Origin of the sequence: Microbacterium phyllosphaerae (assembly GCF_050628115.1) — a bacterium.
In the GTDB taxonomy this organism is placed as follows: domain Bacteria; phylum Actinomycetota; class Actinomycetes; order Actinomycetales; family Microbacteriaceae; genus Microbacterium; species Microbacterium phyllosphaerae_A.
Genome location: NZ_CP192502.1, coordinates 3,797,705 through 3,820,051, shown reverse-complemented (window position 1 = coordinate 3,820,051; position 22,347 = coordinate 3,797,705). Strand labels below are relative to the sequence as shown.

The window sequence follows — 22,347 nt, the reverse complement described above, 5'->3', positions numbered from 1 at the left end:
GAAGCGAGCCCTCCTCGAACACCGAAACCCCCTCCTGCGGACGTGTGCAGGAGGGGGTTTCGCGTGGTGGTCCGGGGTGCGAGGTCAGCTCGCCGTGAATACCTCGCGGCCCTCGAACCAGGTCGAGAGCACTCGGGTGTGCACGATCTCGTCGGCCGGCCCGGCGATCGCATCGCGGGCGAGCACCACGAAGTCGGCGGACTTGCCCGGGGTCAGTGATCCGGTCTCGGCCCCGAGTCCCATGGCCGTGGCGGCGTTGATCGTGAAGACCTCGAGGGCTTCCTCCGCCGTGATCGCCTGATCAGGCCACAACACGCCGGGAGCCCGTCCGAGCGGGTCGGCACGGGTCACGAGCCCTTGCAGGCCCTCGAGAGTGTTCGGCGATTCGCTGACCGGCCAGTCCGAGCCGCCGGCGACGAGAGCATCGGCGTCGAGCAGCGCGCGGTTGGGCTGCGAGCGCTCGGCCCGGTCGCCGAGAACCTCGGCCAGCGCCTGGGGGATGACCCCCGGGAACCAGATGAACGGCGAGATGTCGGCCGACACAGCGAGGGCATGCAGACGCGGGATGTCGTCGTCTGCGAGGAACTGACCGTGCGCGATCTGGATCGGGGTCGTGAAGCCGTCGGCCCGGATCCTCTCGGCGGCGTCGAGCACGAGTCGAGCCGACCCGTCGCCCGTGCAGTGCACCTTGGCGCCGAGCCCCCGCTCGGCCACCGAACGCAGCCACGCGTGGAGCTCATCGAAGGTCATCGTCGTCTCTCCGTGGAAGTGCGCTCCGTGCAGCGCGTCGGCCACGTACGGCTCGAGGAACGACGCGGTGCGCGCCGGCGGAACGCCGTCGAGGAAGATCTTCACGAAGTCCGGCCGGTGGTGGGGTGTGCGGAACTCCTCACCGCGGGCGATGAGCGGCTCGCCGATCGGGTCGAATCCGAAGATCTCGTCGTTGATCAGCAGAGACGACACGACCCAGGCGTTCAGCTCCTGCGCACGGTCGAGCGCGGCCAGGGCGCCCAGGATGTCGGTCGAGACCCCGGCATCCTGGAACGCCGTGATGCCGAACGAGTTCAGGATCTCGACCCCTCGGCGGGAGGCGTCGACGTGCTGCTCGCCGGTCAGTCCACCGCTGCGGTCATACGCCTCCTGCACCGGAATGCCCGCGGCCTCCAGCAGTACACCGGTCGGCGTCCCATCATCGGGGTCGAGCACGGTGACACCGCCGGACGGAATGCTGTCGACGGTGATCCCCGCGAGTTCGAGCGCACGAGTGTTCGCCCACCGGTTGTGGCGCGAGTCCTCGACGATGACGACGGGGCGTCCGCCCGCAGCCTCGTCGAGTCGCTGCCGGCTCGCCGTGTTGGCGAGGGTCGACAGCACTGTCGTGGCGACGACACCGCCGATGATCCAGGCATCGGGCGGCAAGGTCGATGACTTGTCGCGCACGCGGTCGAGGATCTCGTCGAGGGTCAGCGACGGCGGCAGCGAGAGCTCGAAGAGCTCGGTGCGACCGGCCATCGCGTGATGGTTGTGCACGTCGACGAAGCCGGGGTAGATCGCGGCATCCCCGACATCCAGCATCCGTGTGCGCGGCCCGCGATGAGCATCCATCTCGCCCCTGGTGCCGACGGCGAGGATCCGCCCTTCACGCACCGCGAACGACTCGACGATCGGATGCCGGTGATCCGCCGTGCGGATCACGGAGCCCGTGACGATCAGGTCGGCCTCGGCCGCCGCCATGTCAGAGAGCCCCGAAGAGCGCCGGCTCGAGACCCGTCGCGTGGTGGGTGGTGGAGAGCAGGCGGCCGTGAGCGCCGAACGTGAAGTGCGTCGGCACCTCGCCCGACTCGTCGAGGCCGAAGAGCACTCCGTGCGAGCGGATCGCGTTCACGTCGCGGTGGTCGGCGATCGTCACGGATGCGCACGGGATGACCTTCTCGCGCCATGCGAAGACGTAGATGCCGGGGCGCACCTCCCACACGCTGTTCTCGTCGGTGTCGGCGAGTCCGCGCTCGGGGCCGGCGAGGCACTGCCAGGAGTACCAGCGCTCGGATAGGTAGACGTGCTCGTACGCGTGCTCCTCGCTGTAGACCCACTCGACCCTGCGGCCGATGAGGGTCGTGGTGGGTGCGGGCTCGACCCCGGTCACGACAGCGTCCTCGATCACCGACGGGGCGAACACGTGCTGCACACGGGTGCGGCCCTGTTCGGGCGCAGGCAGGATCAGGGAGATGATCGCGAGCGCCCGGCCATGGCGGAGATCGACGACCAACGACACCGTCTCATTCGGCAGGTAGTTGTGATGGATCTGCACGAAGTAGAGGTCGTCATCGACCTCGAAAGCCTCGTAGTCATCGGTGTCGGTGGTGGCTTCCGTCGGGTCCTCTGCGCCCGGGCGGTAGTCCCAGGTCACCGTGGTGTCGGCGAACCGGTGCGAGATGCGCGTCCCTCGCGCATCGACGACCGTGATCTCGGTGCCGCTGAGAGCGGTGGAGTGCGGTGCCTTGTTCGCGTCGAAGCCGGGGGCGAGGCCTTCGAGGGGCAGCCAGGTGGAGGTGTCTGCGGGGTTCAGGGTCGTCATGTCTCTCCTTGGATGTGAGTGGCTGTGGGATGTGCGGATGCGTCAGCGGTCGCTGAAGCGCTCGAGGTCCGAAGCGAGTCCCTCGTATACGGCCGGCTTCGATCGCTTCAGATAGGCGCCGTAGACGATGCCGCCGATCAGTGCGAGCACGAGGAGCAGGGGCATCAGCCGGATCGCGAGCTCTTCGGAGCCGGCGACGATGTTGAAGTTCACGATCGCGAGTACCGAGATCGCGGCGATTCCGATGAACCCGATCCCGGGAGCGATGAACGTGCTCCACCAGCGAGGGTCGCCCTTGCGCCGGAAGTACACGACGATCGAGATCGCCGCGAGACCCTGCAGGATCAGCACGCTCAGCGTTCCGAAGCCGAGCATCGCCGGCACCAGGGTGAGGATCGGATCGGCCCCGGCGATCGCGAAGATGATCGCGACGAGCGCGGCGAACGAGGCCTGCACGATGCCGGCGAGTTGCGGGGCGCCGTTGGGGCGCGTGCGGGCGAGAGCGCGAGGCAGGATCCTCGAGCGTCCGAGGGAGTAGAGGTAGCGGGTCGCGGAGTTGTGGAATGCGAGCATGGCCGCGAACAGGCTGACCAGCAGCAGAATCATCATGACCGTGGTCAGCGGGCCTCCCAGGTACTGCTGAGACAGCATGAAGATCAGGTCGCCGGTGGGCAGGTGCTCGAGAGCCGTGGCCTGTGCCTGCGCGACGCCGGTCGCACTGACGACGGCCCACGTGGTGACGCCCAGGATCACACCGATCGCGATGATCGACGTGTAGGTCGCCCGGGGGATGGTGCGCAGCGGCTGCTTCGCCTCCTCGCTGAACAGCGCGGTCGCCTCGAAACCGAGGAAGCCGGTGGCGGCGAGCAGGAGGCCGATCGGCAGCGAGCCCGAGAACACAGCCTCGGGGCTGAACGCCGCCAGGTCGTATCCCGTCTGCACGAGCACCGACACGTCGAAGACGACCAGCATCAGCACCTCGAGCACCAGACACACACCGAGGATCTTCGACGAGAAGTCCACGCCGACCCTCGCCAGCACGAAGCACACGACGATCGACAGCAGGCCCCAGATCAACCAGTGCACGTCGAGGCCGGTGAGGTCGCGGATGATGTTCTGCATGAAGAAGCCGCTGGTGCCGATCGTGCCGACGACGAAGAAGTTGTAGCCGAGCGTCGCGATCAGACCGGCGATCAGCCCGCCGGTGCGGCCGAGGCCCTTCACGACGAAGGCGTAGAAGCCGCCGGCGTTGACGAGCTGCTTCGACATCTGCGCGTAGCCCACGGCGAACAGCAGCAGGATGCCCGCCACGAGGAAGAACGACATCGGAGTGCCGCCGCCGTTGCCGAGCGCGATGGCGAGCGAGGCGACGACCACGATGCCGGTCAACGGAGCGACGGCTGCGAGAACGAGGAAGACGATCCCGGCGACGCCCAGTGCGCCGGGTCGGAGTGAGGTGTGGTTCTGCTGCGTCGTGGACGCAGATGTCGGGTCTGCCACGTCGGCTCCTTTGCTCGGGGACGGCCGTGCGAGACGGCCTCGACGACGAGAGGTCTCGCCGATAGAGCGATTCTGCTCGCGTGGTGCCCGCGGCGGTTGACGCTGAGCGAAGGACGATGGTTCCAGGGCGCACAGCACTCCTCCGCGCATTCTCGGAGCTGATGACCGGGAGCAGGATGACGGTGAAGACACCGCCGTCCTCGCATCGCGCCGCCGGCGCAGCGGCGGAGCCTCGGGGAGAACATGGATCTGCAGCTGCACGACACCACCGCGTTGATCACGGGAGCGGCGAGCGGCATCGGCCGGGAGACCGCGCTGGCGCTCGCCGCGGAAGGTGTGCGCGTCGCACTGCTCGATCGTGATGGCGAATCACTCGCAGAGGTGGCGAGACGATGCGATGACGCTGTCGTGCTCGTGGCTGACGTCACCGATGAGGCTCAGGTCGACAGGGCGGTCGCGACGGCGGTGGGTGCGCTCGGCGGCCTCGACGCGGTGGTCTGCTGCGCAGGGATCTCGGGTCCGGTGGGGTCGCCGATCGACGAGATCTCGCTGGGCGAATGGAACGCCGTGTTCGCGGTCAACGTCACCGGGGCATTCCTGGTGGTGTCGGCAGCGCTTCCCGCGCTGCGCGCCGCCGACGCGGCATCCGTCGTCCTGATCTCGAGCGACTCGGCGTTCGTCGCCTCCGCCGGCATGGTGCCGTACTGCGCGTCGAAGGCGGCGCTCGTGCAGTTCGGTCGTGCACTGTCGGTCGACCTGGCAGGCGACGGCATCCGAGTGAACACGGTCGCGCCGTCGATCGTGGACACGCCGATGAGTCGCGGCGACCTCGGAGCCGAGACGTTCGCAGCGCCGTCCTTTCCGGTGCAGACCGCGGAGGAAGTGGCCTCGCACGTGGTCTATCTCGTGTCTTCCCGCAGCCGGGCGATCAACGGCACGACCGTCGTGAGTGATTTCGGGTACTCAGCCAGGTCAGGCTTTCCGGCCTGACCGCCACCGACCGGATGATCGCAGAGCGCGGAGAACCGCGCGAGAGTGCAGAAGAACAGGAGCAGAAATGGGACTTGCAGTCGGATCCACCGTCTCCGGACGCGTCGTCGTCATCACGGGGGGAGGAACGGGCATCGGTGCGGCGATCGCCGAGAGGTACGCCGCCGAGGGGGCGCATGTCGTCGTGGTGGGGCGTCGCGCCGAACCCCTGCGCGCTGTCGAAGCCGCGGTGGGGGCGCATCCCATTGTCGCGGACGCCGCCGACACGGCGTCTGCTCGAGCCGCCGTCGCCGAGGTCCTCGCCACCTTCGGACGCCTCGACGTGCTCGTCGCCAACGCCGGGGGACACGGGTTCTCACCCGTCGCTGACACCGATGACGACAGTTGGGATGCCGCCATCCGCGCCAACCTCACGACGGCGTTCATCATGGCCAGGGAGGCGCTCCCCGCGCTGATCGAGGCCAAAGGGCAGATCGTCATCGTCTCGTCGTTGGCGGGGCTGTTCGCGGGGCCGTCGGTGGCCGGGTACACGGTGGGCAAGCACGCGCTCATCGGCCTGACTCGCACCCTGGCCCGCGACTACGGGCGTCAGGGGGTCCGGGTGAACGCGATCTGCCCCGGGTGGGTGCAGACGCCGATGGCCGACGACGAGATGGACGAGTTCGCCACCCAGGCCGGGCTCGGATCGCGCGAGGAGGCATATGCGGCCGTGACGGCCGACGTGCCGCTGCGTCGACCGGCACGGCCCGCGGAGATCGCCTCGGTGGTGCGGTTCCTCGGATCAGGGGAGTCGTCGTACATCACCGGCGCCGTGATCGTGGCTGACGGTGGATCGCATGTCGTGGATGTGCCGACCATCGCCTTCGATCACGCCGGTATGTAGGGGCTTCGTTCATTCGTCTGGTCTCTGGGTGTCTAGTGTCTGGTGTCTGGTGCTGGTGCTGGTGCTGGTGCTGGTGCTGGTGCTGGTGTCTGGTTCGGTCGTCCCGCGATCGTCCCGATGACCTTTCCGTGTTCCGTCTTCCGCGTTTCGGGTCCGTGTTTCGGGTCGCGCGTTTCGGGTCCATTGTTCGGGTCGCGCGTTTGGGGTCCCGCGTCTCTCGTGTTCCCAGGGTCGCGCCCTTCTTGCGGTTGACGACCGCTTGTCGGGTGTCCTCTCGCTGGATGACTCTGTGTCATTCTGGGAGATTGGAATACGGCTCTGATCTGGGGTAAAACGGGATGTTTTCGGGCCTTCAATGTCGGTGGTTGCGTGTTGACTTAGGGGTATGAACAGCACCACGGAGCTTCTGGATCGGGTCATCGCCGACCTCGACACGATGCTGTCCGATGATGGGTTAGCCGGGTTGACGGACGCGGATCGGATCATGGTGCTGCAGGGTGCGGGGGCGGTGTTCCGTCGGGCCGAGGCGGTGATCGTGGAGACCATCGCGACGGGTGATCCGGGTGATTTCCCTCACTCGGCGGGGTGCCGGGGGCTGAACGAGTTGTTGCAGCGGACGGTGCGGGTGGATGTGCGGGGAGCGACACGGGTCGACAAGGTCGTCGACCTCGTGCGGCGCCCGGTGAGTCTGTCGGGGGAGCGGATGCCGGCCCGGTGGTCGGAGCTGCGGCTCGCGCTGCTGGACGGGGTGGTCGGGGTTGCGGGTTTCCTTGCGGCGACGGGTCCGATCGAGAAGGTGTGGGATCGGCTCACGGTCGATCAACGCCTGGCAGCGGATGTCGCGTTGGCCGGGTGCGCCCGCGGGCACGGTGTCGATACGGGTGTCGAGGATGATCCGGACGCTGACGCCGACTCAGATCCCGAGGGTGACGAGGATGCACCGGGTCCGGCGCCGACGGTGCAGGACTTGAAGGCTCTTGCGGAGGATCTCGCGTCGATGTTCGACCCCGATGGGGAAGAACCGAAGGATGACGCCTCCCGACGTCGGCGGGGCATCACGATCGGCCGTCTCAAAGACGGCGTGCACGCGATCCGCGGGTATCTGACTCCCGAGGTCGCGGCGCAGTTGCAGTTGATCATCGACGCGATCCTCAACCCCAAAGGCGACGGCCCACCGATGCCCGGCGTGCACTTCGCCCCCAGCGACGGCGACAGCACGGATGTCGGCGCTGCCTCTGCCTCTGCCTCTGCCTCTGACGTCTATGCGGATGCGGATGCGGATGCGGATGCGGATGCGGATGCGGATGCTGGCGCCGACGGCGACCACGCGGATCCGTTCAATTCCGATCCGCGGTGCGTGCTCGATGACCGCACCGCGTCGCAGAAGCGCCACGACGCGCTCGCGATGGTGCTCGCGATCGCGGCCCGCCACAACGACATGCCCACCCTCGGTGGGTCATCACCCGTCCTGGTCGTCAACGTTGACGCGAAAGACCTCGCCGGCGCAGCGGGCGGCAACGGTGGCTGGGCGACGATCCCCGGATCCGGTGCCCACCTGCCCGTCTCCGTCGCTGCGCACATCGGATGCTCGGGCACCATCCAACGGGTCTTGATGGATGAGGGGCGGATCATCGGCATCACCACCACCGACCGTGTCTTCACCGTGCATCAACGCCGCGCGATCGTCGCCCGCGACAAGGAATGCCTGATCCCCGGATGCCACGTCCCCGCATCGTGGTGCGAGATCCACCACGTCACCGAACACGCCAGGGGCGGTCCGACCCATACCGACAACGGGGTGCCGTTGTGCTGGTGGCACCACCGTTCCCTCGGCAGCTCGGGGTGGGAGATCCGCATGAACGACGGTCTCCCGCAGGTGCGGGGGCCGAAATGGTGGGACCCCGAACAACGTTGGCGCACGCCACGACTCAGCGGGGCGCGATCGAAAGTCCGCGCGCGGCTTGCCCGCACTGGATGACGTTGGCGAGTGTCGTCTACGCGACCCCATCACTCGATCATCGACGCGATGGCTGGCTCGTCACCGGTACGACGGTCACCGCATCACCGATACGACGGTTGCCGCATCACCGTCTCACCGCATCACCGTCTCACCGCACAGTGAGCTCGAATCCACCGTCGGCCGTAGGCACGACGGACACCTGGGTGAGGTCGTCGACATGGAAGGTCGGCTCATGCGCGGTGGCGTGCGAGCCGACCCCGATCACACGCATGCCCGCGGCGTGGGCAGCCTGAAGGCCCGCACCCGAGTCCTCGAACACGACGCAGTCGGCCGGGTCGACACCGAGCAGCTTCGCGCCCAGCAGGAAGCCCTCAGGATCCGGCTTCGACGCCGACACGTTCTCGGCCGTCACTGTGAGCGAGGGCACGGTGAGCCCCGCCTGCCCCATACGCGCATTCATCAGCGTGACATCAGCCGAGGTCACGATCGCGTGCGGGTAGGCCAGCAGCGCCGAAAGCAGCACGTCGGCGCCGTCGATCGCGACGACCCCGTCGACGTCCTTGCTTTCGTTCGCCAGCATCACGGCGTTCTCGCGGATGTTGATCTCGTGGTCCCGATCCGGCAGCATGATCGCCATGCTCTGATGGCCCTGTCGTCCGTGCACGACGCTCAGCACCGTCTCGGGATCGATCCCGTGCGGCGCAGCCCAGGCCAGCCACAGGCGTTCCACGACGGCCGTCGAATCGACGAGGGTGCCGTCCATGTCGAGCAGGACGGCGCGGGCGCTGATGGTCTCGGTCATCCGTTCAGGCTACTGCCGCGGCATGCTGCTGTTCATCGGCGACTCAGGCTGGAGCGCTGCGGAAGCACCTGTTAGTGTGGCGAAGCACTGTCGAGAACCGGGGGGATCTCTTGTCGAGCACACCGACACGTCGCGGACGCGGCTTTCTGATCGGCGCAGGAGTCGTGTTCGTCGCCGCGTTCCTCGGCTGGCTCGTTCTGCGCAACCAGGGTGGCTGGGGTGTGGAGCTCGGGATGGGCACAGTCCTCGGATGGGTGACGCACGGCCTCGCGCTGCTCGTGCTGCTCGGCGGTGTCGCTCTGATCGCCCGAGGGACGACGAGGAACGAGCAGCCGGAGCCAGACCACGAGGACTGACGTCGCTCAGATCACCTTCACCCGCCGAGGTACGCGCGGTGCAGCAGCTGCGGGTCCTGCTGCAGAGCCTCCGAGGTGCCCTGGAATGACACCTGTCCTCCGGCCACCACGACCGCCTCGCGGGCGAGACCGAGCGCGAGCTGCGTGAACTGCTCTACCAGGAGCACGCCGACACCGGACTCCGCGATCGAAGTCACGATCGGCATGAGCCGCATGAAGACGACCGGCGCGAGCCCGAGCGACATCTCGTCGATCAGGAGGATCCTCGGCTTCGCGGCGAAGGCGCGCGCGAGCACCACCATCTGCTGCTCACCTCCCGACAGGAGCGCGGTCGGCGAGTCGATGCGCTTCTCGAGTTCGGGGAACTGTTCGAGCGCAGCATCCAGTTCCGCAGGTGTCCGTGCCGTGAGCGAGATGTTCTCGCGCACGGTCAAAGAGGGGAACACCGCGCGACCCTGTTCGATGTGCACGATGCCTCGGCGTGCTCTCGCCACCCGCGACAACTTGTCGAGCGGCTCGCCGTCGAGCGTGAGCGTCCCGGCCGAATGCGGTGTCACCCCCGACACCGATTCGATCAGGCTCGTCTTGCCGGCACCGTTCGGGCCCACGAGGGCCAGAACCTCGCCACCTCTGACGGTCAGCGACACGTCGGAGATCACGGGGCCCGCTCCACGACTGACAGTCACGGAATCCAATACGAGTTCGCTCACTTCAGCAGCTCCGTCTCTCCCATATAGGCCTTCACGACCGCCGGGTTCGCGAGCACCTCGGCCTGCGGCCCCGATGCCAGCACCCGACCGAAGTCGAGCACGGTGAGCGTCGGGCAGACCGAGCGCACCAGATCCAGGTCGTGCTCGATGATGATCAGCGCCACCCCGTATCGAGCGGGCAGCTCGCGCAGCCGCGCCGCGAGCGCCAAGTGCTCTTCGTGCGACAGCCCTGCGGCGGGTTCATCGAGGATCAGCAGCCGGGGACGCGCGAGCACGTTCGCAGCCACCTCCACGAGCCTGCGGGTGCCGACATCCACGCTCGACAGCCGCGAACGCGCGGGCGGGCATCCGAAGAACTCCAGCACCTCGTCGATGTCGGATGCCGCGAGTCGACGTCGAGCGACGAACCGCACATACGCTCCGACCGAGAGTGCCGGCGGCACTCTGTCCTGCTGGAAGGTGCGGCGTAGTCCGAGCCGCGCGCGACGAGTGGGCGAGAGTCCGCCGAGGTCACGGTCGCCGAGAAGCACACGACCGCCGTGCTTCGGCAGGAAGCCGCTGATCGCATCGACGAACGTCGACTTCCCGGCGCCGTTCGGTCCGATGAGGCCCATGATCGACGCTGCAGGAACCCGGAAGGACACATCGTCCAGAGCCTTGAGCGCACCGAACTGCACTGTGAGCCCCTCGACCGTGAGCACCGGAGCGCCGTCCAGCGCTCGCTCATCCAGGGTCGCGGTCGTCGTGGTGGTGATCAGGGCGGCCTCGGCGTCGGCATCCGGAGGGAGCGCGGTCAGCTTCGCTGTCGCGGTCCTGCGATCCGCGCGCTTCCAGATCAGGTTGCGGATTCCCTGTCCGAGGTTGGTGCCGCTGGTGAGCGCCTGCACTCCCAGGACCCCGAAGACGACGAAGGCCCAGTCCTGCGGCACGCCCCAGCGCTTCAGCAGCTCGGGGACGAGCACCCAGAGGATGCCGCCGAAGATCGCCATGTCGATCAGATGCGCCCCCGACATGATCGCGAGCACGTACAGCGCGAGGGACTGCAGCGGCGTGAAGCTCGACGCGAAAGGCAGCTGCACTTGACCTGCGAGCAGCCCGCCGGCGATGCCGCCGAGGGCGGCCGAGACCGCGAAGGCCGTGAGCTTGGCGGTCTGCACGCTCTGCCCTGCTGCGGCCGTGCCTCGCTCGGAGAACGCGACGGCCTTCCAGCTCGAGCCCCACCGGCCGCGCTGAAGGAAGAACACGCCGAGAGCGCAGATGGCGAGCACGACGATCGACAGGAAGAAGAACTCCCGATCGTTCGAGAACAGCTCGGGTCGCTCGATCGCGGTGCCGTCGGCGGAGCCGGGGAACTGGATCTGCACCAGGGTCACATCTGCCGCCGCGGCGAATCCGAGGGTGACGACGGCGAGGTTCACGCCCCGCAGCCGAAGCGCCGGCAATCCCACGAGGATGCCGACGAGCCCTGCCGCGATGCCGCCGAACGCGAGCCAGACGACGAAACCGCCGGGCGCCTGCATCACGTTGAGCAGCGACACGATCCAGGCGCCGACGGCGGCGAACGTGAGCTGGCACAGGGCGATCATGCCGGCGGACCCCGTGACGATGCCGAGACCGAGGATCGCGATGGACGCGATGACCGCGCTGATCGCAAGGAAGACGAAGTAGCCCGGGAGTGCCGTGCTCAGCACGGCACCCACTCCGATCGCGACGGCCGCGACGACGAAGGGCCAGGACAGACGGAACCAGGGACGGTCAGCGAGCGGCATCCCACACCTCCTTGCGCTGCGTCCACAGGAGCAGGACGACGATGAACAGGAACGGGAGGAAGTTGCGCACGAGAGCGACCTCGTCGATCTGCGCGACGAGACCGCTCAGCACACCGAGAACCACGCCGCCGATGACGGCGAGATCGAGGCGGCGGAAGCCTCCGAGAAGTGCGGCGGCCGCCGCGGGGACGATGAGCATGGCGAGCGCCGTCGCATCGTTGGACTGCGACGGCGCCACGATGATGATCGCGATCGCGCTGATCACACCCGTGACGAACCACACGGCGATCGAGAGCGGGCGCGAGCGGATGCCGAGCAGCTCGGCAGTCGTCGGACGCTCGGAGAGCGCGCGCAGCTGCGTGCCGACCCTCGTGCGGCGAAGGACGATGCGCACCGCGACCGCCGTGACGACGGCCATGACGACCGTCGCGACCGTGACCTGGCTGATCACGACACCGCCGAACGAGAAAGCGGGACCCGCGATGATCGGGGTGAACGGCTGAGGCTTGTTGCCGAACAGGATGAACGACAGGGAGATCAGCAGGAGCAGCGGCCCGACGGTCATCGCCGATCGGGTCGTCGTGGAGGCCTCGGAGAGCCACGTCGCCGCGATCCATCCGATCGCGGCCGAGAGGAGTCCGCCGACGAGCACACCGAGCACGGATCCGAGCCAGATCGGCACCCCGAGTTCGCTGACGCACCACACGGCGCTGAACGCGCCGAACATCGCGGTCGCGGCCTGTGCGAAGTTGACGACCCGCACGAGGCGGGACATCAAGGTCAGGCATACGCCGAGGACGGCGTAGAGACCACCGGCGGCGAGACCGGCTATGGCGCCTTGCAGCATGAGGCGTCCTTTCTGATCTGAGAGCTTCCGATCCGAGAGCATCTGTGCCGAGGCGAGCTCGGATCCGGGAGGGGGAGAGCCTGCCGCCGAGAATGCGCTCGGCGGCAGGCGAGGGTCGGCTACTCGCCGATGCGCAGCCAGTCGTCGGCGATCTTCTCCCAGGCATTCGTGCCGGATTCGAGGATGATCGGCCAGCCCGCGGTGTTCTGGGTGCCGAAGACATACGGCGTTCCGACCATCGGGTTCTCGATCGGGTCCATGCCGCGCAGCGCGTCGGTGACGCTCTCGCGGGTGATGTCGCCGTCCATGCCCTCGAGCACCTCGATGAAGTACTTCGCCGCGAGGTATCCGCCCTGGCTGAAGGACGTGAGCGGGATGTCGTTCGCCTCCATCAGCTCGCGCCACTCGGAGTTGATCTCGTTGTCATCGGTGAACGGGTAGAACTCGGCGGGGACGTAGATGCCCGCACCCGCGTTGTCGATCGCACCGGCGAAGTTCTCGCTGTAGACGCTGGTCAGGTACAGCCAGGTCACGTCGTCCCAGCCCTGGGCGTTCGCCGCCTTGACCTGGCCGATCGCATCGGGCTCGACCGGGTTGATCGCGAGAGCCGTGCAGCCCTGCTCGCGCGCCTTCACGATGTACGGGGTGTAATCCGATGCGCCGTACGGCACGGTGTCGTCGACGTACTTCGGCTCCTTGCCGGTGATCTCGGTCCACTTGTCGATCGCCGCCTGGTAGGTGGGTCGGGTGGATCCTGCGATCTCCAGCAGGATGCAGATGTCGTCGAGTCCGAGCACCTCCGAGCCGTACTGCAACGTGAGGGTCATGTCGTTGAACGGACCGACGTTGGCGGGGGAGATGTTGTCGCTCGCGAAGCAGCCGGTATCGACTCCGATGCCGGGCAGCGAGAGGATCTCCTCCTGCTCGTAGTACTTCGCGTTGATCTCGCACTCGATCAGGCTCGCTGATCCGACCAGCGCGACGGCCCCGTCGCTGCCGACGAGCTCTCGGGCTGACGCGGTGGCTGTGGCCGGGTCGCCCTTGTCGTCGAGGGTCTTGTACTCGATGGTCCGACCGTCCAGGCCGCCGGCCTCGTTGAACGCGTCGAAGACCGCCGCTGCCGCCTGCGACGCTTCGGGGAAGGTCGCGGGGCCGCTGATCGTGTTCACGGAGCCGACCACGATGGGGGCTCCTTCGCCGCCTCCGTCTCCGCCGGCACAGCCGGCCAGGGTGAGGGCCGCCACGGCGATGAGCGCCGCGGTGCCGGATACTCGCTTGTTCATGTGGTTCCTGCCTCTCGATTCGGGTGCTGCTGTGTGATCGGGTGATGCGGCTGGTGGCGCGCTGCGAGGGCTCAGCCGCGGAGCGCGCGGTTCACGAGCTCCGTGTCGGTGAACTGCTCGAAGGCGACGACCCTGCCGCCTGCCAGCCGCCAGACGTGGGCGACGCGGGCGGCGAAGAACCGCCCGGTCGAGCGGTAGGTGCCCGAGTAGGTGCCGATTCCCACGACCACGTCGCCGCCGTCGATCACCTCGTCGATCGCGACCGTGTAGTCGTCCCACTCGTCCTGGATGCGCGCGAAGACGTGGGCAGTCACGGCATCCGGCCCGATGTACGTGCCGGCGTAAGGGAATCCTGCAGCCTCCGTCCACCGCACGTCGTCGGCGAACGACTCGAGCATGCCGTCGAGGTCTCCGCGGTCGTTGGCGGCGTAGTGGGCCGTGATGATGTCTGCATTGCCCATGGGGGATCCCTTCGTCTCCATGTCCATATCCAGATCCGGGCGCGGTGTGGAGGCCGGGTCAGACCGGCTGCGCGTCGGGGTAGTCGACCGAGCCGAGCGGATAGATGTGCCCGCCGCCCCGCGAGTGCTCGGCATCACCGTCGCCGTTCAGGCCGAGGAAGATGCCGGTCGTCATCAGCTGATAGCCGAGGTCATGCAGCCAGACACTGGCGACCGCGATGCGGAACTCGCGGAAGCAGAACAGGTAGAGGCCGTCGGCGAACTTCCAGACCGTGGAGAGGTCCATGTCGCCGTGGCCCCGCTGCACGCCCTCGAGGCACTGCCACGCGTAGCGCCGGCTCGAGATGTAGACGTGCTCGTAGAGGTGCTGAGGGCTGTAGCGGTAGACGTTGCGCTTGCCGATCAGGTCGCGGCTCGGCCCCGGCACCTCGCCGGTGGCCGCTCCTCGATCGGTCGTCGCCGCCCAGAAGTCCTGCCCGACCTGCGGGGTGCCCTCGACGGCTTCGGCGGCGATGCGCGATCGTACGACCATGGCGCGATGCGTCGTCGTCGAGTAGACGACGGTGATCGCCTCGCGTTCGCGGCTCTCGAGCGGGATGTTGACGAACACGACGTCTTCGCGCACCGCCACGGCGTCGTAGGGGTCGGTGCCTGACTCGCCGAGACCCGACCAGGTGACAGCCACGGCGTCGAACGAGAGCGACAGCGTGGAATCGTCATCGAGCGTCAGCGTGATCGTGGTGCCTGAGAGTGAGGCGTTCGGCAAGCGGAATGTGTCGATCCCTGCGGCGAACTCGTCGTAGGTGCGCCATTCGTCGAGCGCGGGATCGGTCGTGGCAGGGGCGGTCATGAGGAGTCCTGACGTCGCATGCTGCGGAGCATCCTCGCTCCGGGCACCGCGTCCTCGCGGTGTGCTTGCCTCATGCTCCGGCGGCGCACGGCATCCGCTCAAGCGATGCGGTGCCATCGCGCGCCGAGAGTCAACCGGCGTGCCCTCCGGGGCAAGGTCGTGCCCGGTGGACGCGCCGATGACGGACGAAGGTCGTGTCGGAACGCGCGATCAGGTCGCGTCGGAAGGCGCCCTCGCGGGAGCCCCGACGCGCGCTCAGTGCGCGGCGCGGTACTCGCTGGGGGAGATGCCGAAGGCCGTCTTGAACGCGCGGCTGAAGTGCGCGGCATCCACGAACCCCCAGCGTGCGGCGATGGCCGCGACGGGACGGTCGGCGAGCATCGGGTCGAGCAGATCGCGCCGGCACTGCTCGAGGCGCCGCGTGCGGATCCAGGTCGAGACCGTCACTCCCTGCTCCTGGAAGAGCCCGTGCAGGTGCCTGGTCGAGATGAAGTGCGCCGAGGCGATCGAGGCGGGGCCGAGGTCGGTGGAGGCGAGATTGCGATCGATGTACGAGCGGATGCGCTGCACCAGCGCGCGGTGCGGATCGGTCGACACCTCGTCGAGCCCGAGCTCACGCGTGAAGACCGTCGTGACGAGGTCGAGGGCGCTGTGCGCCAGGCGCGCTCCGGTGGTTCCGGCGAGCTGATCGAGATTGCCGGCGAGCTGTGTGAGGTAGGGCACGACCATTCCGCCGAGCCCGCCCTGCCCCGAGATCCGCACCGCCGTGAGCTGACCGACCATGTCGGACGGAAGGCTGATGAGGTGCTTGGGGAACATCACGACCATGGTGCGGAAGTCGTCATCGAACACGAGGGAGTACGGGCGATCGGTGTCGTACACGGCCAGGTCGCCAGCCTGCAGCACGGCTTCGCGGTCGTCCTGGATGAGCATCCCGGTCCCGGCGAGCATCAGACTGAGCTTGAAGTACGACCGGTCGCTGCGGGCGATGAGCTCGGGGGTGCGCTCGACGACATGCGAGGTCGCGCGCACCTCGTTCACGTGCACCTCGTCGACGGAGGCGCCGCGGATCACCCCTCGGAAGTGGTCGGGACCCGACGTCGACACCTGAAGGGGGACGAACGACTCCGACACGGCCGCTCTGAACTCGCTGATATTGCGCGCGATGAGCGTGGATACCGATTCGGCGGGGGCTGCGGGCACACCGTTCATGTCTGACTACCTCGGGTGGTGGAACGACGACGTTGTATACGATCCGTGTCGTGATGCTATCACCGGCTCGTTCGGAACCGCGAGGCTTCTATGATGTCGACGGAGGCGGGCGATGAGAGATCTCGGTGAGAGGGTCGTGCAGGTCCTGCGGCAGCTGCGAGGACCCGACACCTCGGACGCCGTCTTCGAGGCGACCGCACTCATCGTCGGCGCCGTCTTCCTGCTTCTGGGCTTCGCGATCGGATTCCCTGTCTTCTGGGGCCATGAGATGGCGATCAGCGGCACGGGGTCGATCGGCGCGTTCGCGGCGTACGGTGGCGCGGTCACCGCGGTGCTCGCGTTCGCCCTCGGGCGTCTCGTCTCCCGCCCAGCGACAGTGGCACCCGACGGCACACGGGACGGCTTCAGCGTTCCCGGTGACCGGCTGCGCTGGTACGACCTCGTGGCGATCGCCTTGGCCCATGCGGCGATCGCGTATCTCGGCTGGCTCGGCATCGCCGAACTGCTCGAGCGGAGCTTCACGGATGCTCCGGTGTTCCCGTTCCCCGGAGCCGTCCTCGTCGCAGTGGCGTTCGCGCTCACCGCCTACGTCACGTTCCTCAGCGCCGTCGCGCTCACGCCCACCGTGCTCTCGCTCGTGCTCGCGGTCTTCCTCGTCGTCGGGGCGTTCGCGGCGATGCTCGCCTCGAGCGACGTGCACTGGTGGCGTGACAACCTCTCGGCTCTCGGCATGAGCACGAACAGCGCCTCGTCGGCCTTCAACGCCACGCTCATCATCGCCGGCGTGCTGGTGACGACGATCGCCCGATATGCGACAGCCGGCCTGCCCGTCGACGACCCCGTCGATCGTCGCGGACGGTTCGTCGTGCGGGGCGGCCTCATCCTGATCGGCGTCTTCCTCGCGTGCGTCGGGGTCTTCCCCGTGGACGAGTTCTTCCTCGTGCACAACACGGTCGCGACCGGCATGACGGTCGCCTTCGCTGTGATCGTCGTCGGGCTGCCGTGGTTCCTCCGCACCATCCCGCGGGTCTTCGTGGTGTTCGGCTGGATCTACGTGCTCGTGATCATCCTGCTCGCGGCGTTCTTCGCCGTCGGGTACTACAACCTCACGGCGGTCGAGCTGATCGCCGCCGTGCTGATCTTCAGCTGGATCATCGTGTTCCTGCGCACCGCAGGTTCGGTCGGCACGGAGCATCGCAGCGATCCCGTGCCTGCCTGAGAGGCGGGATGCGCAGCGAACGGCTCAGCGCAGCGTCTGCGTGGCTTCGGCTGTGCGCTGCAGGGCGTGGACGGAGTGAGCGTGGCGCTTCTGCGCCACCCCGACGAAGAGGCAGTCGACCAGGGCGAGCTGCGCGATCCTGCTGACCATGGCGCCGGCGCGGAGGCGAGGTTCACGGGCATGACTGAGCAGCGCGTGGTCCGCCTCCGAGGCGAGCGGGGAACCTGATGCGCCGGTCACGCCGATGGTGGTGCTCGCCGCCGAGCGGGCGGTCTGCAGGAAGTGAAGCGTCTCGCGGGTCGTGCCCGAGTGGGAGAAGCCGATCGCCACGGTCTTCTTGGCACCGAGTGCGGCCGCGGCGCTCGCCTCGTGTGCGTCGGTGAGGACGATCGCCGCATGGCCGATGCGCAGGAGCTTGTGGCCGAGGTCGGCCGCGACGAGACCGCTGGCGCCGATGCCGAAGAGCAGGATGCGGTCGGCATCGTCGACCGCATCCACCGCGGCGGCGAGCACGTCGTAGTCGACGCCGGCGATCGTCTCCTCGATCGCGAGCAACTCCAGCGCCGCCACTTTGGCTGTCGCCTCCCGGAGTGAGTCCGCCGCCGAGATCTCCGCGCCGAAGCCGGTCGATGCGGGGAACTGCACGGACTCGCGTCCGAGCTCGGCAGCCAGGGCCATGCGCAGCGCCGCGTAACCGTTCACGCCGATCGCTCGGCAGAATCGCACGACGGAGGCGACGGAGGTGGCGCAGGTCGCGGCGATCTCGGTGATGGTGCTGTCGACAACGATCGTCGGATCGTCGGAGATGGTGCGGGCGATGCGCGCGAGCGACGGCGGGAGCTTCTCGGCCGCTGTCGCGATCGTCGTCTGGATGCTCATAGATCTCCTGCGTCCTGGCGGCTCTGGGAGCGGGCGGGGTAGGTGGTCGGGTCGTTCTGAACAATTATTTCATGCCTGGTACTCAGTGCGTAGACTATTTCCATGTCTTCTCCATCCGCCGTCGTGGCCGTCGATCTCGGCAAGTCACGGTGCCGCGTGGCCGTCTCGGAGCCGGATGCCGTGACCGGCCGCCGATCCGCCCGTCGACCCCTTCGCCACGGCGTCGGTGCGCCCGGCCTGGCTGCAGTCGGTGGCGTCGCCGCCGCGCTCGACTCGATCCTTCCGCTGACGGCTCATCTCGATGTGCCGATCTCGTCGATCTCCGTCGGTGCCGCCGGTGCCTGGACTGCACCGGCCGCAGCAGCAGAGCTCGCTCGTCGGCTCGCGGACGCGCTGGGCGTTCCCGCCGCAGTGACGTCTGACGTCGTCTCGGCGCACGTCGGCGCCCTCGACGGAGACCCGGGAGTGCTCCTCATCGCGGGCACCGGCGCGGCAGCGCTCGGGGTCGACGGCGGCGTCGACAGTGGCCTCGATGGCGGTCGGGCCACGCTCGTGGACGGCTGGGGGCCTGAGTTGGGCGACTTCGGCAGCGGCTCGTGGCTCGGGCGAGAGGCCCTGCGCGCGGTGCTGCGAGCATCCGTCGGCCTCGGGTCCAGCACCGACCTCACGGATGCCGTGGCCATGCCGATCGGCGCACCGTCCGCGATCCACGGCTGGCTCGCTCAGGACGGCCCTCTGCCGCGTCGGCTCGCGACCCTCGCCCCGCTCGTGCTCGACGCCGCGGAGTCCGGTGACGTCGTCGCCGCCGGGATCGCTGCAGAGAGCATCCGCCTGCTCACCGCCTCAGCGGTCGCGGCGTCGTCGAGCAGCGCCGAGGTGGCCTTGCACGGCGGCCTCACCGAACATGTCTGGTTCCGCGCCGGGATCGAAGACGCTCTGCGCGTTGCGGGGCGGGCGGTCATCGCCTGTGCCGGTGATGCTCTCGACGGCGCGCTGCTCATCGCAGACCGTGCCGATCTTCCCCATGAAAGGTTCGTCCACCGTGCCGAATGACTCCTCCCGACTGACCGACCTTCTCGACGTGCTGTCGACGCTCGGAACCGAAGCATCGTCGACCGAGCGCGGCGATCTCGACCTGCTCGACACGATCGAGCTCGTGCACCGGATGAACACCGAGGACCGCCGCGTCCCCGAAGCCGTCGCCGAGCGCAGCTCCGAGATCGCGGCGGCCGTCGAAGCCATCACCGCGCGCTTCCGCGAAGGCGGCCGCCTGATCTACATCGGTGCAGGAACCGCCGGCCGCGTCGGCGTGCTCGACGCCAGCGAATGCCCGCCGACATTCGGCACGGATCCGTCGATGGTCGTCGGCCTCATCGCCGGAGGTGAGACGGCGATCCGGTCCGCGGTCGAGAACGCCGAGGACGACGCCGAGGCCGCGGGCCTGTCACTGCGTGAGATCGGGCTGACCGGGCGCGACACGGTCGTCGGGATCTCCGCTTCCGGGCGCACGCCCTACGTGGTGGGGGGACTGGAGTTCGCCCGTGGCGTCGGCGCGCTCACGGTGGCGATCGCCTCGAACGCGGCATCCGACATCGGCGCGGTGGCGGACATCGCGATCGAGGTGGTCACGGGGCCCGAGTTCATCTCGGGGTCGACGCGCCTGAAGTCGGGTACCGCGCAGAAGCTCGTCGTGAACATGCTGACCACGCTGTCGATGATCAAACTCGGCAAGACGCATCGCGGTGTGATGGTCGACCTGCTCGCGACGAACGAGAAGCTTCACGCCCGTTCGATCCGCACGGTGACCGAACTCACCGGCGCCACCGTCGACGACGCCGCCGCCGCCCTGACCGCGGCCGACGGCTCGGTCAAGCTCGCGATCCTGATGCTGTCGACCGGGGCATCGGCGGACCGCTCGGCGCAGGCACTCCGCGATGCGGACGGCATCCTGCGCGTCGCGATCGCCGATCTCTCGTGAGGGGCACCTTCGACGCGTGCTTCCGCCGGGGAGCGCCCGACGAGAGCGACGTCGCGAACCCGGGCTCGGGTCAGTGGCCGCAGGTGCAGGACTCACCACCACCGCAGCATCCGGCTTCTGCCGAGCCGTGCGCCTGAGATGACGGGGGCACGTCCATCGCGGGGTTCTGGTCGAGGAAGCCGTTCGGCTTGAACCAGAATCCGGCGTAGTCGACGGGCATGATCGGCCAGTCCTCCGGGCGCGGGAAGTGCGTGAGGCCGAACGTGTGCCACAGCACGATGTCCTCGCCGTCGAGCGAGCGGTCACCGGCAGAGTATTCGGGCAGACCTGAGCCGCCCTGGTGCGCGTTGGGGTAGCGACCGGCCGGCCAGATCTGTCCCTGCTCGTGCTGCGTCGCCCACAGATGCTTGGTGGCGAACGTCGCGCGAGCGGCGACGGATGACGCCGGATCCGCCATGAGCAGCGCCGTCGGCTCGGGGATCAGGTGGTACGCAGTGGGGCGTCCGACGTGGTTCGTGCGGGTGGTGCTCTGCACCTCCCACGCGCGGGCGACCGAGGTGTCGGCCTCGCGCTGCGCCCCGAGCTCCGTGAGGAGCTGCGTCTCCGACCAGGTGAAGGCGTTCCCGAACGGGTTCTCGGGTCCCATCGGGATGCGCTTCGCGTCGATCTCGAACAGGCGGTTCTCGTCGCCGTCGATCGCGACGTCGAGCCGCGCGCAGAACAGGTGCTGATGCACGGGGGCGAACACCCCGGGCGCGAGCTCGGTCGCGTGCTTCTGCCGCACGCCGGGCTCGCCTGCGCCAGCGAACACGACTCCGGTCGCCTTGGCCACGACCTCGATCGAGCCGTCGAGCGAGAAGTTCCAGTAGAAGCCGTAGTCGTAGTTGCCGATGGTCGAGAAGTACGAGATCACGAAGCGGCGCGAACGGCGCACGTCCGAGCGCCCTGCGAGGTCGGTGTGCTTCCAGAGGATTCCGTAGTCCTCCTCGTGCATGCACACCACGTTCGGGATGCGCACGGGGTTGCCGTGATCGTCGGCGACGTAGCCGTCGAGGTAGCGGATCACGCCCAGGCAGTCGCAGCCCAGCTCGAGGTGGTTCGCGTTCTTGCCGAGCAGGTACTCGCCCGCGTCGAAGTAGCTGATCCAGAATCTGCCCGGGGCGGTGTCTCCGTAGGGAACGACCATCTCGGGCACGCTCGCCCGGCTGAGCACGGAGCGTCCGTCGAATGCGACGTCATGCAGCACGAGTCCCTCGCGGGCGTTGAAGCTCACCCGCATAGACCAGTTCTCCCACTCGACGAGCGATCCGCTGACTGTGAAGCTCGGGCCTTCCGGCTGGGTGATCTCGATCGGCTTGAGGGTCGTCCTGGCCGCGCCCTGCACCTCGGAGTAGTAGTTGCCGTGGCCGGCGGGCACCGGCACGTCGCCCTCGTCATCGATGCGGATCACGCTGCCCGCGGTCAGATCGATGTGCACCACGAGGCCTTCGACCGGATGCGCCCAGGGCGAGTCGTTCTCGTCGTACTTCAGGAAGGTGAGCGAGCGGATCACGCGGCGACCCACCTCATCTGCCCGGCCGGTGTATCCCGGAGCGAGGGGGCCGCAGAAGGCGAGCTCCATGTGATCCGCGAGACCGCGGCGCGTCATCGCGGCTTGCCATTCGGGGGAGGCTTTGACGATCTCCTCCGCGCGGCCGTACTCCTCGAACAGGTACTGCGGTTGTCCGTAGGGCGGGGCGTCGTTCGGCACCCGCTCGTTTCGCAGCACCTCGCCGCGCGTGATCGAGACGGTGACCTCGGTCGCTGTGCCCGTCGCCGTGTCGAGCAGAGTCGCATCGATCCGTCGGTCGATCGGCGCGCCGGGCTTCCATGTCGCGAGCTCCTGCTTGGTGGGCTCGTCTGGGAGGAGCATCGGCACCCGCACGGTCTCGCCGAGCAGGCCGGCGGATTCGAGCACGGCTCGGGCTGCGGCGATCTCCTCGCCGGTGAGCGGGTCGAGTGGGTGCGGTGTGGCGATCGGGTCGATCGTGACGGGCTGGGGGTGGGACATCGTCGTACCTCACTATTTCGAGC

General features: G+C 68.2%; 20 protein-coding genes. 7 read left to right on the top strand and 13 right to left on the bottom strand.

All coding sequences use genetic code 11. The features are described 5' to 3' along the window. Window positions 1-84 precede the first annotated feature (84 nt). Genes ACQ4LY_RS18335 through ACQ4LY_RS18325 form a run of 3 tightly spaced genes read right to left on the bottom strand, consistent with a single transcriptional unit; the run spans window position 85 to window position 4,075 of the window. A complete protein-coding gene (locus ACQ4LY_RS18335) occupies window positions 85-1,734 on the bottom strand; it encodes an amidohydrolase (RefSeq protein ID WP_431073872.1) in 1,650 nt (549 codons plus the stop codon). Window position 1,735: 1 nt separating this feature from the next. Further along, complete coding sequence (locus ACQ4LY_RS18330; RefSeq protein WP_431073870.1) at window positions 1,736-2,575, bottom strand: molybdenum cofactor biosynthesis F family protein; 840 nt, start codon at window positions 2,573-2,575, stop codon at window positions 1,736-1,738. A 42-nt stretch (window positions 2,576-2,617) separates the two neighbouring features. Continuing rightward, window positions 2,618-4,075 (bottom strand): APC family permease, encoded by a 1,458-nt coding sequence (locus tag ACQ4LY_RS18325; RefSeq protein ID WP_431073868.1) that lies wholly within the window; start codon window positions 4,073-4,075, stop codon window positions 2,618-2,620. 243 nt (window positions 4,076-4,318) lie between these two features. Between ACQ4LY_RS18325 and ACQ4LY_RS18320 the strand changes: the two genes are divergently transcribed. The 3 genes from ACQ4LY_RS18320 to ACQ4LY_RS18310 all read left to right on the top strand — a co-directional run bounded on the left by ACQ4LY_RS18320 (window position 4,319) and on the right by ACQ4LY_RS18310 (window position 7,926). Beyond that, window positions 4,319-5,065, top strand: a complete 747-nt coding sequence (locus ACQ4LY_RS18320; RefSeq protein ID WP_431073866.1) for an SDR family NAD(P)-dependent oxidoreductase — start codon at window positions 4,319-4,321, stop codon at window positions 5,063-5,065. Between the two features lie 67 nt (window positions 5,066-5,132). Then, window positions 5,133-5,948 (top strand): SDR family NAD(P)-dependent oxidoreductase, encoded by an 816-nt coding sequence (locus ACQ4LY_RS18315; protein WP_431073864.1) that lies wholly within the window; start codon window positions 5,133-5,135, stop codon window positions 5,946-5,948. Between the two features lie 385 nt (window positions 5,949-6,333). Continuing rightward, window positions 6,334-7,926 carry a DUF222 domain-containing protein gene (locus ACQ4LY_RS18310; RefSeq protein ID WP_431073862.1) on the top strand — a complete coding sequence of 531 codons (1,593 nt, stop codon included), beginning with the start codon at window positions 6,334-6,336 and terminating at the stop codon, window positions 7,924-7,926. A gap of 130 nt (window positions 7,927-8,056) precedes the next feature. Here the strand turns inward: ACQ4LY_RS18310 and ACQ4LY_RS18305 are convergent, their stop codons facing one another. Further along, window positions 8,057-8,710, bottom strand: a complete 654-nt coding sequence (locus ACQ4LY_RS18305) for an HAD-IA family hydrolase (RefSeq protein ID WP_431073859.1) — start codon at window positions 8,708-8,710, stop codon at window positions 8,057-8,059. Between the two features lie 110 nt (window positions 8,711-8,820). Between ACQ4LY_RS18305 and ACQ4LY_RS18300 the strand changes: the two genes are divergently transcribed. Continuing rightward, the gene (locus tag ACQ4LY_RS18300; RefSeq protein ID WP_431073857.1) at window positions 8,821-9,066 is read left to right on the top strand and encodes a hypothetical protein; all 246 of its coding nucleotides are present in this window, start codon (window positions 8,821-8,823) and stop codon (window positions 9,064-9,066) included. 17 nt (window positions 9,067-9,083) lie between these two features. Here the strand turns inward: ACQ4LY_RS18300 and ACQ4LY_RS18295 are convergent, their stop codons facing one another. The 7 genes from ACQ4LY_RS18295 to ACQ4LY_RS18265 all read right to left on the bottom strand — a co-directional run bounded on the left by ACQ4LY_RS18295 (window position 9,084) and on the right by ACQ4LY_RS18265 (window position 16,198). Next, the gene (locus ACQ4LY_RS18295) at window positions 9,084-9,752 is read right to left on the bottom strand and encodes an ABC transporter ATP-binding protein (RefSeq protein WP_431073855.1); all 669 of its coding nucleotides are present in this window, start codon (window positions 9,750-9,752) and stop codon (window positions 9,084-9,086) included. A 20-nt stretch (window positions 9,753-9,772) separates the two neighbouring features. Beyond that, on the bottom strand, window positions 9,773-11,545 hold the full coding sequence (locus ACQ4LY_RS18290; RefSeq protein WP_431073852.1) for an ABC transporter permease subunit: 1,773 nt from the start codon (window positions 11,543-11,545) through the stop codon (window positions 9,773-9,775). Then, entirely contained in the window at window positions 11,532-12,392 is an 861-nt protein-coding gene (locus tag ACQ4LY_RS18285; protein WP_431073850.1) for a branched-chain amino acid ABC transporter permease, read from the bottom strand. Before ACQ4LY_RS18285 ends, ACQ4LY_RS18290 begins: the two co-directional genes overlap by 14 nt. A gap of 119 nt (window positions 12,393-12,511) precedes the next feature. Continuing rightward, complete coding sequence (locus tag ACQ4LY_RS18280; RefSeq protein WP_431073848.1) at window positions 12,512-13,675, bottom strand: ABC transporter substrate-binding protein; 1,164 nt, start codon at window positions 13,673-13,675, stop codon at window positions 12,512-12,514. Window positions 13,676-13,746: 71 nt separating this feature from the next. Beyond that, window positions 13,747-14,136: a nuclear transport factor 2 family protein gene (locus ACQ4LY_RS18275; protein WP_431073846.1), complete on the bottom strand. Its 390-nt coding sequence runs from the start codon at window positions 14,134-14,136 to the stop codon at window positions 13,747-13,749. Window positions 14,137-14,194: 58 nt separating this feature from the next. Then, window positions 14,195-14,986 (bottom strand): MoaF C-terminal domain-containing protein, encoded by a 792-nt coding sequence (locus ACQ4LY_RS18270; RefSeq protein ID WP_431073844.1) that lies wholly within the window; start codon window positions 14,984-14,986, stop codon window positions 14,195-14,197. Between the two features lie 255 nt (window positions 14,987-15,241). Beyond that, complete coding sequence (locus ACQ4LY_RS18265; protein ID WP_431073842.1) at window positions 15,242-16,198, bottom strand: helix-turn-helix domain-containing protein; 957 nt, start codon at window positions 16,196-16,198, stop codon at window positions 15,242-15,244. A 112-nt stretch (window positions 16,199-16,310) separates the two neighbouring features. Between ACQ4LY_RS18265 and ACQ4LY_RS18260 the strand changes: the two genes are divergently transcribed. Then, complete coding sequence (locus tag ACQ4LY_RS18260; RefSeq protein ID WP_431073840.1) at window positions 16,311-17,417, top strand: DUF998 domain-containing protein; 1,107 nt, start codon at window positions 16,311-16,313, stop codon at window positions 17,415-17,417. Between the two features lie 24 nt (window positions 17,418-17,441). Here ACQ4LY_RS18260 and ACQ4LY_RS18255 read toward each other — a convergent pair whose 3' ends face one another. Next, window positions 17,442-18,296 carry a MurR/RpiR family transcriptional regulator gene (locus ACQ4LY_RS18255; RefSeq protein WP_431073838.1) on the bottom strand — a complete coding sequence of 285 codons (855 nt, stop codon included), beginning with the start codon at window positions 18,294-18,296 and terminating at the stop codon, window positions 17,442-17,444. 102 nt (window positions 18,297-18,398) lie between these two features. Here ACQ4LY_RS18255 and ACQ4LY_RS18250 point away from each other — a divergent pair, with 102 nt between their 5' ends. After that, entirely contained in the window at window positions 18,399-19,349 is a 951-nt protein-coding gene (locus ACQ4LY_RS18250; RefSeq protein WP_431073837.1) for an N-acetylglucosamine kinase, read from the top strand. Continuing rightward, window positions 19,339-20,274: an N-acetylmuramic acid 6-phosphate etherase gene (gene murQ, locus ACQ4LY_RS18245; RefSeq protein WP_431073836.1), complete on the top strand. Its 936-nt coding sequence runs from the start codon at window positions 19,339-19,341 to the stop codon at window positions 20,272-20,274. Before ACQ4LY_RS18250 ends, murQ begins: the two co-directional genes overlap by 11 nt. 70 nt (window positions 20,275-20,344) lie before the next feature. On the opposite strand, the gene ACQ4LY_RS18240 is transcribed toward murQ, so the two are convergent. Beyond that, the gene (locus ACQ4LY_RS18240; protein WP_431073835.1) at window positions 20,345-22,324 is read right to left on the bottom strand and encodes a primary-amine oxidase; all 1,980 of its coding nucleotides are present in this window, start codon (window positions 22,322-22,324) and stop codon (window positions 20,345-20,347) included. Window positions 22,325-22,347 lie beyond the last annotated feature (23 nt).